Annotated in this window: 13 protein-coding genes and 1 riboswitch; of the genes, 11 read left to right on the top strand and 2 right to left on the bottom strand. The window is 69.7% G+C overall.

From position 1 onward, the window contains the following. Positions 1–129 precede the first annotated feature (129 nt). The 6 genes from E1161_RS21170 (at position 130) to E1161_RS21140 (ending at position 6,703) form a co-directional block, all read left to right on the top strand. Positions 130–1,701, top strand: a complete 1,572-nt coding sequence (locus E1161_RS21170; protein WP_132626000.1) for a GMC oxidoreductase — start codon at positions 130–132, stop codon at positions 1,699–1,701. 322 nt (positions 1,702–2,023) lie between these two features. Then, entirely contained in the window at positions 2,024–2,665 is a 642-nt protein-coding gene (locus E1161_RS21160) for a GntR family transcriptional regulator (protein ID WP_132626038.1), read from the top strand. Between the two features lie 115 nt (positions 2,666–2,780). Next, positions 2,781–4,121 (top strand): MFS transporter, encoded by a 1,341-nt coding sequence (locus E1161_RS21155; protein ID WP_132625998.1) that lies wholly within the window; start codon positions 2,781–2,783, stop codon positions 4,119–4,121. A 10-nt stretch (positions 4,122–4,131) separates the two neighbouring features. Then, positions 4,132–4,941 carry a transketolase gene (locus E1161_RS21150; protein ID WP_132626036.1) on the top strand — a complete coding sequence of 270 codons (810 nt, stop codon included), beginning with the start codon at positions 4,132–4,134 and terminating at the stop codon, positions 4,939–4,941. Then, positions 4,938–5,927, top strand: a complete 990-nt coding sequence (locus E1161_RS21145; RefSeq protein ID WP_132625996.1) for a transketolase family protein — start codon at positions 4,938–4,940, stop codon at positions 5,925–5,927. The genes E1161_RS21150 and E1161_RS21145 overlap by 4 nt, the downstream gene beginning before the upstream one ends. Positions 5,928–5,944: 17 nt before the next feature. Beyond that, on the top strand, positions 5,945–6,703 hold the full coding sequence (locus E1161_RS21140; protein ID WP_132625994.1) for an SDR family NAD(P)-dependent oxidoreductase: 759 nt from the start codon (positions 5,945–5,947) through the stop codon (positions 6,701–6,703). 427 nt (positions 6,704–7,130) lie between these two features. On the opposite strand, the gene E1161_RS21135 is transcribed toward E1161_RS21140, so the two are convergent. Further along, complete coding sequence (locus tag E1161_RS21135) at positions 7,131–7,529, bottom strand: NUDIX hydrolase (protein ID WP_235875193.1); 399 nt, start codon at positions 7,527–7,529, stop codon at positions 7,131–7,133. 152 nt (positions 7,530–7,681) lie between these two features. Here E1161_RS21135 and E1161_RS21130 point away from each other — a divergent pair, with 152 nt between their 5' ends. Continuing rightward, positions 7,682–8,116 (top strand): VOC family protein, encoded by a 435-nt coding sequence (locus E1161_RS21130; RefSeq protein WP_132625990.1) that lies wholly within the window; start codon positions 7,682–7,684, stop codon positions 8,114–8,116. Beyond that, complete coding sequence (locus E1161_RS21125; RefSeq protein WP_132625988.1) at positions 8,113–8,622, top strand: AAA family ATPase; 510 nt, start codon at positions 8,113–8,115, stop codon at positions 8,620–8,622. Before E1161_RS21130 ends, E1161_RS21125 begins: the two co-directional genes overlap by 4 nt. Here E1161_RS21125 and sigJ read toward each other — a convergent pair. Continuing rightward, positions 8,576–9,532: an RNA polymerase sigma factor SigJ gene (sigJ, locus tag E1161_RS21120; RefSeq protein ID WP_132625986.1), complete on the bottom strand. Its 957-nt coding sequence runs from the start codon at positions 9,530–9,532 to the stop codon at positions 8,576–8,578. The genes E1161_RS21125 and sigJ overlap by 47 nt on opposite strands. Before the next feature lie 75 nt (positions 9,533–9,607). Here sigJ and E1161_RS21115 point away from each other — a divergent pair, with 75 nt between their 5' ends. The 3 genes from E1161_RS21115 to E1161_RS21105 all read left to right on the top strand — a co-directional run bounded on the left by E1161_RS21115 (position 9,608) and on the right by E1161_RS21105 (position 14,372). Then, positions 9,608–9,994, top strand: coding sequence for a VOC family protein (locus E1161_RS21115; RefSeq protein WP_132625984.1), 387 nt, complete (start codon positions 9,608–9,610; stop codon positions 9,992–9,994). 148 nt (positions 9,995–10,142) lie between these two features. After that, positions 10,143–11,561, top strand: coding sequence for a rifampin monooxygenase (rox, locus tag E1161_RS21110; protein WP_132625982.1), 1,419 nt, complete (start codon positions 10,143–10,145; stop codon positions 11,559–11,561). A 60-nt stretch (positions 11,562–11,621) separates the two neighbouring features. Continuing rightward, positions 11,622–11,847: riboswitch (cobalamin riboswitch) on the top strand. Between the two features lie 131 nt (positions 11,848–11,978). After that, positions 11,979–14,372 (top strand): ribonucleoside-diphosphate reductase subunit alpha, encoded by a 2,394-nt coding sequence (locus tag E1161_RS21105; RefSeq protein ID WP_235875186.1) that lies wholly within the window; start codon positions 11,979–11,981, stop codon positions 14,370–14,372. Positions 14,373–14,382 lie beyond the last annotated feature (10 nt).

Raw genomic sequence — 14,382 nt, 5'->3', positions numbered from 1 at the left:
ACCTCCACATGACCACACGGAACCCCAACCTACTCGCCAGTAGTGAGATCGTCGACCAGTTCAATGTCTCGTTTTGGCTCCTTAGGCTCGCGGCTCAGTCAACGAGGACGCGCGCCGTGGAGGTACCGCATGCCCGAACTCAGCCGCCGCACCCTGCTCGCCGGAACAGCCGCGGCGGCAGGCCTGTCCCTGCTGGGCCCGTACGCGAACGCGGCCGGCCGCGTTCCCCTCACCCGCGAGGAGCACCGGGTGGTCGTCATCGGATCCGGGTTCGGGGGTGGCGTGACGGCGCTGCGGTTCGCCCAGGCCGGGGTGCCGGTGCTCGTGCTGGAACGGGGCAAGCGCTGGCCGACCGGCCCGAACGCCGACACCTTCCCCACCCTGGCCGCACCGGACGAGCGGTTCTTCTGGCTGGGTTCGGGACCGTCGTTGTTCGGGATCTCCCCACCGCCGTTCGAGCGCTACACCGGTCTGCTGGAGCGCGTGACGGGCAACGGCATGGACATCATGTGCGCGGCCGGGGTCGGCGGCGGATCCCTGCTCTACCAGGGCATGACGCTGCAACCGACCGAAGAGGTCTTCAACGCCACCATGCCCGAGCGGCTCGACTACGCCCGGATGGACGGCGTCTACTACCGGCGGGTGGCCGAGGTGCTCAAGATCGCGACCGCCCCGGACGAGTTGATCAACAGCGAGACCTACGCCGCCTCGCGGATCTTCGCCCGCAACGTCGAGCGGGCCGGTTGCTCGGTGGAGAAGATCCCGATGCCGATCGACTGGGACTACGCGCTGCGCGAGCTCCGCGGCGAGATGAAGCCCTCCTACACCAACGGCGATTGCGCGTTCGGCGTGAACAACGGCGGCAAGCACTCCGTCGACGTCACCTACATCGCCCAAGCCGAGGCCACAGGCAAGGTCACCGTGGCCGAGCAGCACAACGTCACCGACGTGGCCAAGACCCGCGACGGCCGCTGGCAGGTCCACGTCGACCGCATCGCCACCGACGGAACCGTGCTGGAGCAGAAGATCATCACCACCGGTGCGCTGGTGATGGCGGCGGGCACGGCGGGCACCACCCGGTTGCTGATGCGCGCCGCCGCCAAGGACCAGATCCCGGACATGCCAGACGGGCTCGGCTCCAACTGGGGCTCCAACGGTGACCGGATCTACACCTGGACCAACTTCGCCGAGGACTTCGGCGCGCCGCAGGGCGGACCGGTGATCTACGGCAGCAAGGAGTGGGACGACCCGACGCTGGCCAACACGGTCATCCAGGCGTCGCTGCCGCCGACGCCGAACCTGCGCACCACGATGCTGGTCGGCTACGGCGTCAGCTCCGGGCGCGGCCGGTTCGTCTACGACTCGGCGAAGGACGACGCCGTGCTGGACTGGCCGTCGCAGGCGGATTCGGCGCTGGCCGAGCGCATCGACGAACGCGTCGCCGCGGTCGCGGGCAACGGCTCGGTCCGGCTCGACACCACCTCGCTGGTGCCCAACACCTGGCACCCGCTGGGCGGCGCGTCGATGAACGTGGTCTGCGACCTCGCCGGCCGGGTGCAGGGCCACCGCGGGCTCTACGTCCTCGACGGCGCCCTCATGCCCGGCAACACCGCCGCCTGCAACCCGTCGATGACCATCGCGGCCGTGGCCGAACGCGCCACCGACGAGCTCCTCGCCCAGGACTCCGGCGTCGTCTTCTGACTCCTCGCCTCGCGTCACCGGCGTGGCGCGGGGCGAGTTCTCACCTCGCGACGTGGGAGGCGTCGAGGACTCCTCCCGGTGGATCTCGCGAGGAGCCATCCGCCGGCGCTTGAGCGCCGCCTCGATCATGGCCGGCGGACCGCACACGAACGCGCTGAGCCCCCGGCAGGACTGGCCATCGCGACCGGTACGGCTGCACCCCGTCGTCGGAAGCGTTGCAGGCCTAGGTGCCCGTCACCTCCGGATTCCGAAGGGCTCTCGTGGGCGTCGCACGCGTTGACTGTCGACAGACGGCTATCATCTCGGCGTGGTGGAAGAGGCTTTGCGCAGTTTGGATCGCTTGACCTTGCGGGAGCGCGCGCTGGTGGCGCTGCGCGAGGCGATCCTGACCGGGCGGTACGGGCCGGGTGATCACCTCGGCGAGGTCGAGATCGCCTCGCAGCTGTCGATCAGCCGCGGCACGGTGCGCGAGGCGCTGCGCCACCTTCAGCAGGAAGGTCTCGTCACGCCGGGTGTTCGCGGCATGCTGCGGGTGCGCAGCCTGTCGGCGAACGAGATCGACGAGCTGTTCCGGGTCCGCTGCGCGCTGGAGGGCCAGGCGGTCGCCGAGATCGTCGAATCCGACCGGCTGGCGCAGGTGGTCGGCGAGCTGCACTCGGCGCTGGAGAGGCTCGAGGCGGCCACCGGCGACCTCGGCGAGCAGCTGGAAGCCGACCTCGCCTTCCACGCCCAGCTGTGCGAGCTGTCGGGCAACTCGATCCTGCTCGACACCTGGCGGCACCTGGAGGGCCCGATCCGGGTGGTCGTGATGAGCGCGTCCACCGAGAACCGGCGCTTCCCCATGTCCGCCGACCACCACCGGCCGATAGTCGAGGCCGTCGAACGCGGCGACGCCGACACCGCCGTGCGCGTGCTCCGCGAGCACATGCAGGCCGCGGTCAAGCTGCTCAACAGCAAGAGCTGAGCCCGAGCGCGGGGCGGAAGATCCGCCCTTGACACGCCCTCGACCGTACCTATGATGACTGTCAACATTGACTGTTGACACTCAACATTCAGCCAGCCGGTCAAGGAGGATCGCGATGGCAAGCTCCCCATCCCGGGCGTCGGTGCACGGCAGCCCGGAGAAGTTCAGAGTCGCCGTCGGCTGCGGGGTCGGCGCGACCATCGAGACCTACGACTTCATCGGCTTCGGAACCGCCGCCGCCCTCTACTTCGGCGACGCGTTCTTTCCCGGCTCCGACCCCCTGTCGGCCTCGCTGATGTCCTTCGCGACCCTCGGCGTCGGCTTCGCCGCGCGTCCGCTGGGCGGAATCATCGCAGGCCACTTGGGCGACCGGATCGGCCGCAAGCCGGTGCTGGTGTCCTCGCTGCTGCTGATGGGCATCGCCACCGTGCTCATCGGCTGCCTGCCCACCTACCAGCAGGTCGGCGTCTGGGCGCCGGTGCTGCTGGTGGCCGTCCGCATCGTGCAGGGCCTCGCCTTCGGCGCGGAGTGGGGCGGCGCCATCCTGATGACCTTCGAGCACGCGCCCTGGCGCAAACGAGGTCTCTACACCGGCATCACCCAGGCCGGGTTCCCCGTCGGGCTGCTGCTGGCGAACCTGGCGTTCCTGCTCAGCGCCGGACTCGGCGGCACGCTGACGTGGCGAGTGCCGTTCCTGCTCTCGGCGGTGCTGATCGTCGTGGGCATCCTGATCCGCCTCAAGATCGACGAGTCGCCGGAGTTCGAGGAGCTCAAGGACTCCGGTGAGGTCGCACGCAACCCGATCATGGAGGTGCTGCGCGACGACTGGCGCAACGTGCTGCGCACCTTCTGCCTGCGCGTGGTCGAGACCGCCGGTTACGCGGTGTCGGTGACCTTCATGCTGTCCTACTTGGAGCTCGACACCTCGCCCACCTCAGGGTCTTTGAGCCTGCTCGCGCTGACCACCGCGGCCGGGATCGGCATCCTCGCCACCACGCTGTGGGGTCACTGCTCGGACGTGTTCGGCAGGCGCCCGGTCTACCTGCTGGGATGCGTGGCCGCCGTGGTGTGGGGCGTGCCGATGTTCCTGATGGCCAACACCGGCTCCGCGGTGCTGATCGTGATCGCCTTCGTGATCAGCTACGCGATCTGCCAGAACTCGCTGGCCGGGGTTCAGGGCGCCTGGTTCTCGGAGCTGTTCGAGACCAAGACCCGCACCGCCGGGGCGTCGCTGGCCTACCAGATCTCCGCGGTCGTCTCGGGTTTCACACCGATGATCGCCACCGCCCTGTACGCGCAGGCCGGCTGGCTCGGACCGGCGCTGCTGTTCAGCGGCTACGGCGTGCTGGGCCTGGTCGCGGCGGTGCTCACCCGGGAGACGTGGGGCCCGGTCCAGAAGGCGGAGGTCGCGGCCGTCGAGCGCGCCGCCACCGGCAAGGAGGAAGCAGTTGTTTGATCGAACGCGCATGATCGCGGAGTCGGCGCGCCGCATCCGCAAGAACGCCCTGGACATGGGCGAGCTCCAGGGCCAGGGCTACATCGCCCAGGCGCTCGGGGTCGCCGACGTGCTGGCGGTGATGTACTCCGACCAGCTGCGGTTCCGGCCCGAAGATCCGGAGTGGGAGGAGCGCGACCGGTTCCTGCTGTCCATCGGTCACTACGCGATCGCGCTGTACGCGGCGCTGGCCGAGGCCGGGGTGATCGACACCGACGAGCTGCAGACCTACGCCTCCGACGACTCGCGGCTGCCGATGTCAGCCATGGCCAGCTACACCCCCGGTGTGGAGATCTCCGGCGGCTCGCTCGGGCACGGGCTCGGCGTGGCCGTGGGCATGGCGCTCGGGTTGCGGCACAGGGGGAATCCGGCCCGCGTCTACAACCTGCTCTCCGACGGCGAGCTCGACGAGGGTTCCACGTGGGAAGCGGCGCTGGCCGCCTCGCACCACGGGCTGGACGACCTCATCGCGATCGTCGACGTCAACGCGCTGCAGGCGGACGGCCCGACGGTCGACGTGCTGCGCACCGAGCCGGTCCAGGCCAAGTGGGAGTCCTTCGGCTGGAACGCCGTCCGCGTCGACGGCAACGACATCGACGCCCTGGTCGCAGCTCTGGACGAGCTGCGCGAGCACCGGGGCTCGCCGTCGGTGCTGATCTGCGACACCCGGGTCGGCCGAGGCGTCCCGTTCCTGGAGACCCGGGAGAAGGCGCACTTCATGCGGGTCGAACCGCACGAGTGGCAACTGGCACGCGACCACCTGCAGGAGGCCGGGGCATGACGACCGCGACCAAGAAGGCCACCACGTCGGCGATGATCGCCTCGTTCGCCGACGAGGGCCAGAAGACCACCAAGGCCCCGTTCGGGCACGCGCTCGCCGGACTCGCCGAGCAGCGCCAGGACGTCGTGGGGCTCTCAGCGGACCTCGCCAAGTACACCGACATGCACGTCTTCCGCGACGCCCACCCGGAGCGGTTCTTCCAGATGGGCATGGCCGAGCAGTCGCTGCTGGCGGCGGCCGCGGGGATGGCCGAGGTCGGCCTGACGCCCTTCGCCTCGACCTATTCGGTGTTCGCGACCAGGCGCGCCTACGACTTCCTGTGCCTGGACATCGCCGAACCGGGGCTCAACGTCAACGTCATCGGCGGACTCCCGGGGCTGACCACCGGCTACGGGCCGAGCCACCAGGCCACCGAGGACGTCGCGATCCTGCGCGGCATCCCAGGGCTGACCATCGTGGACCCGTGCGACTCGGTGGACATCGAGCAGGCGGTGCCGCAGCTGGCCGACTCCCCCGGTCCCACCTACTTGCGATTGCTGCGCGGTGCGGTGCCGACGGTGCTCGACGAACACGACTACCGCTTCCAGCTGGGCAAAGCCGCTGAGCTGCGCACCGGCAGGGACGTGCTGATGATCTCCAGCGGGCTGATGACGATGCGCGCCCTGTCGGCGGCCGCCGAGCTCGCCGCCGATCACGTCGACGTGGCGGTGCTGCACGTGCCGACCATCAAACCCCTCGACCAGGAAGCGATCCTGGCCGCTGTTGGACGAGATCGGCTGGTGGTGACGCTGGAGAACCACACGGTCGTCGGCGGTCTGGCCGAGTCCGTCGCGTCCTGCCTGGCCTTCGCCGGGGTGGGCGAGCGCATCGTGCCGATCGGCCTGCCCGACGAGTTCCTGGCCGCGGGCGCGCTGCCCACGCTGCACGACCGCTACGGGCTCTCGGTGCCGCAGATCCGCAAGCGCGTGCTCGCCGAGCTCGGCTGACCCACCTAGGAGATCGCATGAACAGCAACCGCACAGCCATCGTCACGGGAGCCGGTTCCCGTCGCGGCATCGGGCAGGGCATCGCGCACGCGCTGGCCCGGCAGGGCTGGAACATCGCCGTCCTCGACCTCGACGAGACCAGCGCGAAGGACACCGCACACGCCGTCGCCGATGCCCACGGCGTGACCGCCGTCAGCGCTGGTTGCGACGTGACCGACAAGGTGGCCGTGGATGCCGCCGTTTCCGTGGTGGAATCGGAGCTGCCGGAGATCGGCGCGCTGGTCAACAACGCCGGGATCACCTCGCCGGTTCCGTTCCTGGAGGTCTCCGACGAGGAGTGGGACCGCGTCTTCGAGGTCAACGTCCGGGGCAGCTACCTGATGACCAAGCGGGTCGTCGGGGGCATGGCCGAGCGGGGTTTCGGCCGCGTCGTGAACCTCTCGTCGGTGTCGGCGGAGCGCGGCGGCGGGGTGTTCGGCGGTGTCGCCTACTCAGCGGCCAAGGCCGGGCTGCTCGGGTTCTCCCGCGCGCTGGCCCGCGAGCTGGGCCCGTCGGGAGTCACGGTGAACTCGGTGGCGCCGGGCCTGATCGACACCGACATCACGGCGGGCAAGCTCGACCCGGAGCGCAAGGCGGCGATGATCGCCGACATCCCGACTCGCCGGGCCGGCCGGGTCGAGGACGTCGCCGACGTCGTCGCGTTCCTGTGCCGACCGGAATCGGGCTACCTCACCGGTGTCACCTACGACATCAACGGCGGCTCGCACATCCACTGACCGGCCGGTGGGGTCCGCGCGTTGACGCGGGCTCCACCGCTGGCGCACTTCTGCCGATGCGCAGGACGTTATCAGTCGTCGCGGTGTCGGCCGCGCTGCTGGCCGCGACCTCCCTCGTGGGGCCGTCGATCACGCTGCACACGCAGGTGCTGCACCACGAGACCTCCGGGGACGCGGTGACCTACGAGCACTCGGGGGCTGGCCCAGCGACCTCTACCTGGTCGAGGTCCGCACGGTCACCGACACCCGCTGCGATTTCCGATCGGGTCCCGACGCCGCGTCCTACTACTACCCCGTCGAACTCGCCTCCGGCTCCGAACCTCCGGCCCTCCGCGAGGTCAGCTGGCTCCCCGACGCAGTCGAGATCACCGTCACCACTGGAGAAACCCTCCACGTCCCAGCCGACAACTCCCGCAGCACCCGATGATCACCCGTCCCACCCGAGGGTCCCGAAGGGACGCGATTCGAGGTAGCCGCGCAGGCCGGCGGCTGGGTAGCCGATGATGTCGGCGGGCAGCGCGTCGAGCGCGAACCAGCCCAGCTCGTAGCACTTCTCGGGCTCCCGGTTCTCCGGTTCGCCGTGCCAGGTGAGGACTTCGAAGAACACGCCGAGGCGCGGCTCGACACCGGTCGCGGTCGCGTGCAGCGTGTGCACGTGCCGGAGATCTTTCCCGTCGATTCGGACCCCTACCTCCTCCCGCGCCTCCCGAACCGCGGCCTGGACCAGCGACTCCCCGGCATCGACCTTCCCCGACGGGAGGTGCCACATCCCATCCCCGAAACTCCCGCGCCTGCGACTGAGCAGCACACGCCCGCTCCGCACCATGATCACGTGAGCATCGACCACCGTCCGATGAACCACCACCCGATCTTCCCGCACCACCCCCAAGACGGACGCGGGAACGTCCCGACTTCTGTTGAGATCCGCGCCCGGCCGGGCGCGGCGGACGTGTCGGACATCGCCAGTACGGTTCCGGCATGGACATCGCACTCGACCCGACGCTCGACTGCGCCAATGCCGTGGTCATGGCCGCGTTCTGCAAGACCGCGCTGGGCTACGTCGACCAACCACCGCCCGCGCCGTCCAAGACCCGAGCGGAGTGGCTGGCCAGCTTCGGCGAACCCGAAGGCCCCGAAGCGGACGGCGCATGGCTCCGGTCGCCCGACGGCACCGGCCCACGGCTGTCGATCCTGAGGGTGCCCGAACCCAAGACGGCGAAGAACCGCCTGCACATCGACATCCGGGTCCCCGGGCACCGCACCGACGTCGAGAGAGGGGCGAGGGCCCGGGCCGGAGCCGACCGCCTGCGAGCCGCGGGAGCCACCGCCTTGGACACAGCGGACGGACACCACGTGGTCATGGCGGATCCGGAGGGCAACGAGTTCTGCGTGGGACCCGGTCCGCGCCCATGAGGACCGGTGACGACGGCACTCGGCTGGTGGTTCTTCGCGGTCCCTCCGGTGCTGGGAAGTCCACTGCAGCGCGGGAATTGCGTCGGCGCGTCGGGCGCGGCGTGGCCCTGGTGGAGCAGGACTACCTGCGTCGGATCCTGCTGCGAGAACACGATCTGCCTGGTGCGGCGAACATCGAGTTGATCTCGAACACCGTGCGGTTCGCGCTGGATCGCGGATTTCACGTGATCCTCGAAGGGATCATGCCGGCTGCCCGCTACGGCGCGATGCTGCGGTCCCTCCACGACGACCACGCGGGCCGGAGCTTGTTCTACTACTTCGACATCAGCTGGTCCGAGACGTTGCGGCGGCACGCGACACGGCCGCAATCCGCCGAGTTCGGGGCAACGGAGATGAGCGAGTGGTTCGGCCAGGCGGGTCGGCTCGATCCGGTCGGGGAACGCACGGTCTCCGAGAGGCTCAGCCTGGATGAAATCGTTCGGCGGATTCAGCGAGAGGTGTTCTAGCGGTTCCAGGTTCGCGCGGTCTTTCGCGGGATGGGACGGCTGAGGCCGTCAGTCGCTTCACGCGGTCCGCGTCACGGATGCCGTCGATCTCCACGATGCGGCCGTCGACCACGGTGAACGCCATGATCGACACCGGACGTCCGGACCGGGCGGTGACCACGCCGGGCAGGCCGTTGACGAGCACCGGGTGGAGCTCCGCACCGCGGCTCGCGCGGGACTGCCGGGCGATCTTGTCCGCCCCTCGGTGCACCGCGGGCGGCCTTGTGCCGCCGTAGTCGGTGCGGAAGACGACGTCGGGGTCGAGCAATCGCACCAGCGCGTCGAAGTCGCCGGCGTTCGCGGCGGTGAAGAACGCGTCCACGACCGCGCGCTGACTGGCGCTGTCCTGGTCGGGAGCGGGCGGCTGGGCACCTCGGACACGTCGCCGCGCGCGGCTCGCGAGCTGCCGGGCCGCCACCGGGGTGCGGTCCACAAGCGGCGCGACCTCGTCGAAGGGCAAGTCGAACATGTCGTGCAGCACGAAGGCCAACCGCTCGGCCGGGCTGAGCGACTCCAGCACCACGAGCAGCGCGAGGCTGACCGAGTCGGCGAGCAGCGCCTGCTGCTCCGGGTCCTCACCCTCGACGGCGGAGACCACGGGGTCGGGCAGCGGGGTGGCGGCGGTGTCGACGAGCTCCTCACGGCGACGTCGCCGCGACCGCAGCATGTGCAGCGCTTCGCGAGCGACGACGGTGGTCAGCCAGCCGCCGAGGTTGTCGATGTCGTCGGGCTCGGCTCGGCTGAGGCGCAGCCAGGCGTTCTGCACCGCGTCCTCGGCATCGGTCACGGACCCGAGCATTCGGTAGGCCACCGCGCGCAGTTGCCCGCGGTGCCGCTCGAACCGCTGAGCGAGCTGGTCGTCTTCCGCCACCTGTCACACCGTCCCTTCGGCCGGGCTCATCACTGTGAACCCACCGAGCCGCAGGATGTGACGAAGGAGAGGACCATGCCCGACAAAGCCAGTGATTTCGTCAGCGTCAGGTACATGGTCGATGACGTCGACGAGGCCGTCGACTTCTACGCGGGCCATCTCGGCTTCACCGTCCGGAGCGACTTCGCGCCGGCGTTCGCCGACGTCACCAGGGGTGGCCTCCGCTTGCTGCTGAGCGGTCCGACCAGCTCTGCAGGTCGGGCGATGCCGGACGGCGCGATTCCCGGGCCCGGCGGGTGGAACCGGATCCACCTCATCGTCGACGATCTCGCCGCCGAGGTGGATCGGCTGCGCGCCGCAGGTGTTGATTTCCGCAATGACGTCATCAGCGGTCCGGGCGGTCAGCAGGTCCTGCTGCGAGATCCGTCGGGCAACGTGGTGGAGCTGTTCCAGGCCCGATGACGCTTCGGCGTCGTTTCCCCGCCGTGTTCAACGTATAGCGCACCCGGGGGCTTGCGGCAAGCCCCCGGGCATGCCGCAGGATCTCCGTTCTGAAGCCGTGAGCTGCGAAGGTCTGACTTCGCGGCAACGGTGTGACCGGGGGTGGAAGATGATCGACGTTGTTGTCGCCGGTGCCGGTCCGACTGGTCTGATGCTGGCGGCGGAGCTGCGGCTGCACGGGGTGGGCGTGGTCGTGCTGGACAAGGCCGCGGAGCCCACGGACTTCGTGCGAGCGTTGGGGCTGCACGTGCGCAGCATCGAGGTCCTGGACCAGCGGGGCATGCTGGAGCGGTTCCTGGCTGAAGGGACGAAGTACCCGCTCGGAGGGTTCTTCGCCGCCATCTCCAAGCCCGCGCCCGAGCGCCTGGACACCGCGCACGGCTACGTGCTGGGCATCCCGCAGACCACGACCGAGCGGCTGCTGGCCGAGCGAGCCTCTGAGCTCGACGTCGAGGTCCGGCGGGGCTGTGAGCTGGTCGGGCTCGACCAGGACGAGGACGGGGTGACCGCCGAGCTCGCGGATGGCACCCGGTTGCGGGCGCGCTACCTCGTGGGCTGCGACGGCGGTCGCAGCACCGTGCGCAAGCTGTGCGGCATCGGGTTCCCCGGCGAACCGTCCAGAGTGGACACGCTGCTCGGCGAGGTGGAGGTGACCGCGTCACCGGAGACGATGGCCGCGGTGACCAACGAGGTCCGCAAGACCCAGAAGCGCTTCGGCGTCGGACCTCTCGACGGCAAGTGGTGCCGGGTCGTCGTGCCCGCCGCCGGTGTGGCCGAGGACCGTTCGACGCCGCCGACCCTCGGGGAGATCACCAGCCAGCTGGAAGCGATCGCGGGCACCGACTTCGGCGCGCACTCCCCTCGCCGCCTCGCCCGCATCGGCGACGCGACCCGGCAGGCCGAGCGCTACCGCTCGGGCCGCGTGCTGCTCGCAGGCGATGCCGCGCACATCCACCCGCCGGTCGGGGGCCAGGGGCTCAACCTGGGCCTCCAGGACGCGTTCAACCTCGGCTGGAAGCTCGCCGCGGAGATCGCCGGGTGGGCACCGGCGGAGCTGCTCGACAGCTACCAGGACGAACGGCATCCGGTGGCCGCCGCCGTCCTGGACAACACGCGCGCGCAGGTCCAGCTGATGTCCACCGATCCGGGCGCGCGGGCGGTGCGGCGGCTGGTGTCTGAGCTGATGGACTTCGACGAGGTCAACCGGCACCTGACCGAGAAGATCATCGCGCTCGACGTGCGCTACGACTTCGGCGGGGAGCACGACCTGATCGGCAGGCGCATGCGCGATGTCGAGCTCGAGCGCGGCCGGCTCTACGAGCTGATGAGGACCGGGCGCGGACTGCTGCTCGACCGGACCGGGGAGTTCTCGGTCGAGGACTGGGCCGACCGGGTCGATCACGTCGTCGACGTCGGCGAGGAGCTCGACGCGCCCGCCGTCCTGCTGCGCCCGGACGGTCACGTGGCGTGGGTCGGCGACGATCAGCAGGACCTCCTCCCCCACCTGTCGAAGTGGTTCGGGAAGTGACTCAATTCTCCCTCCGACACGCCCATGTTGGTGTTGGTCGACGAGTCGGACCCAAGATGTAGAGTGTCGCTCGCTGGTGGTTCACCGGGCCCGCGCGGGTCCGGTGTGGCAACAGGGAACCCGGTGCGAATCCGGGACTGCCCCGCAGCGGTGAACGGGAACGACCGCCGTCATCACGCACTGGACGCCACGCGTCCGGGAAGCGACGGCCAGTAGGACCGGTCTGGAGGATCACCGAGACCGGACGCCCGTGAGTCCGAAGACCTGCCATCGGCGCGCGCACGCCCGTGCGCGCCGTCCGGGACCTCGCGGGAGGGTCCACGCGGACTTGCGGCGGTCTTCGCTTCCGTCGCGTCCTCGCGTGCTGTCGCCGCCGGTTCCGGGCATGCCTTCCGAGCTCGCGAGGAGAGAGTCCCGGTGACCGACACCGCACTGTCCGAACCCATTCCGCTCGCCGGCGGCCGCGTGTCCACTGTGGTCGAGCAGTCCTGCGCGGGGCTCGCCGACGTGGACCCGTCGGCGGTGCTCACCGAGGTCGAGCGCAACGTCTACCCCGGCATCAGCGACGCCGAACTCGGCGAGGCGCTGATCATGTCGGCGCGCACGCTGGTCGAGTCCGAGCCGAACTACTCCCTGGTCACCGCGAGGCTGCTGCTGGACGAGCTGCGCTCCGAAGCGCTGAGCTACCTGGCCGATTCGCCGCAGCAGACCGACCAGGAGCAGATGCGCGACCGCTACGCCTCCTACTTCACCGACTACGTGCGACGGGGGATCGAGCTGGGCCGGCTGGACCCGGAACTGGCCCGCTTCGACCTGTCCCGGCTGGGCGCGGCGCTGGACGCCGAGCGTGATCTGGCCTTCGACTTCCTGGGGCTGCAAACGCTCTACGCCAGGTACTTCCTGCACCACGACGGCATCCGCTTCGAACTGCCGCAGGCGTTCTTCATGCGGGTGGCGATGGGCCTGGCGCTGCGCGAGGAGGACCGCGACGCGCGTGCCATCGAGTTCTACCGGCTGCTGTCGTCGTTCGACTTCATGTGCTCCACGCCGACGCTGTTCAACTCCGGTACCACCCGACCGCAGCTGTCGTCGTGCTTCCTGACCACTGTGGACGACGACCTCCAATCGATCTTCAGCTCGTACCGGAACAACGCGCTGCTGGCCAAGTACTCCGGCGGGCTGGGCAACGACTGGACCCCGGTGCGCGGCATCGGCGCCCACATCCACGGCACCAACGGCGAGTCCCAGGGCGTGGTCCCGTTCCTGAAGATCGCCAACGACACGGCGGTGGCGGTCAACCAGGGCGGCAAGCGCAAGGGCGCGGTGTGCGCGTACCTGGAGACCTGGCACATCGATGTCGAGGAGTTCCTGGACCTGCGCAAGAACACCGGTGACGACCGCAGGCGCACCCACGACATGAACACGGCGAACTGGGTTCCCGACGAGTTCCTGCGCCGCGTCGAGGCCGACGAGTCCTGGACGCTGTTCTCCCCCGACGAGACCCCTGACCTGCACGACCTCTACGGCGCGGAGTTCGCCGAGCGCTACCGCTCCTACGAGGCCGCGGCCGATCGCGGCGAGATCCGGGTGTTCCGGCGGGTGCGCGCGGTGGACCTGTGGCGGCGGATGCTGACCATGCTGTTCGAGACCGGGCACCCGTGGATCACCTTCAAGGACCCGTGCAACCTGCGCTCGCCGCAGCAGCACACCGGCGTGGTGCACTCGTCGAACCTGTGCACCGAGATCACCCTGAACACCGCCGCCGACGAGGTCGCGGTGTGCAACCTGGGGTCGGTGAACCTCGCCCGGCACGTCACCGCCGACGGCCTGGACCGCGACCGGCTCGCCGCAACCGTGCGCACGGCCGTGCGCATGCTGGACAACGTCATCGACATCAACTTCTACACGATCCCCGAGGCCGAGCGCTCCAACAGCCGGCACCGGCCGGTGGGGCTGGGGCTGATGGGCTTCTCCGACGCCCTGCTGGAGCTGCGGATCCCGATGTCCTCCGATGACGCCGTGGAGTTCGCCGACCGCAGCATGGAGGAGATCAGCTACCACGCCATCGACGCGTCCAGCCGACTCGCCGAGGAACGTGGGCGTTACGCCTCGTTCGAGGGTTCGCTGTGGAGCCGGGGAATCCTGCCCATCGATTCACAGGAGTTCGTGCGGGAAGCCCGCGGGAGCGCGGACCTGAACCGGAGCTCGACGCTGGACTGGTCGTCGCTGCGGGATCGTGTTCGCGGCAGCGGGATGCGCAACTCCAACGTGATGGCCATCGCGCCGACCGCGACCATCGCCAACATCTGCGGCGTCGGCCAGTCCATCGAGCCGCTGTACCGCAACCTGTTCGTCAAGTCGAACATGTCCGGCGACTTCACGGTCGTCAACCCGCGCCTGGTCGCCGACCTCAAGCGGGCCGGGCTGTGGGACGAGGCGATGGTGGCGGACCTGAAGTTCTACGACGGGTCGCTCGGGCCGATCGACCGCGTCCCGGGCGAGCTGAAAGCCCTCTACGCCACGGCGTTCGAGATCGAACCGCACTGGCTGGTCGAGGCCGCGGCCCGCAGGCAGAAGTGGATCGACCAGGCGCAGTCGCTGAACCTGTACCTGGCCACGCCGAGCGGGCGCAAGCTCGACGAGCTCTACCGGCTGGCCTGGCGCAAGGGCCTCAAAACGACCTACTACCTGCGCTCGTCCAGCGCGACCCACGTGGAGAAGTCCACGCTGCGCGGTACCGACGGCAAGCTCAACGCCGTTCCCGCGGCTGCCTGCTCGGTCGGGGAACCCGAATGCGAGGCCTGCCAGTGATCGCCCAGGA

This window comes from Saccharopolyspora aridisoli (assembly GCF_004348445.1).
Lineage (GTDB): Bacteria > Actinomycetota > Actinomycetes > Mycobacteriales > Pseudonocardiaceae > Saccharopolyspora > Saccharopolyspora aridisoli.
Note: the sequence above shows the minus strand (reverse complement) of the source record. Positions and strands in the feature narration are given on the sequence as shown.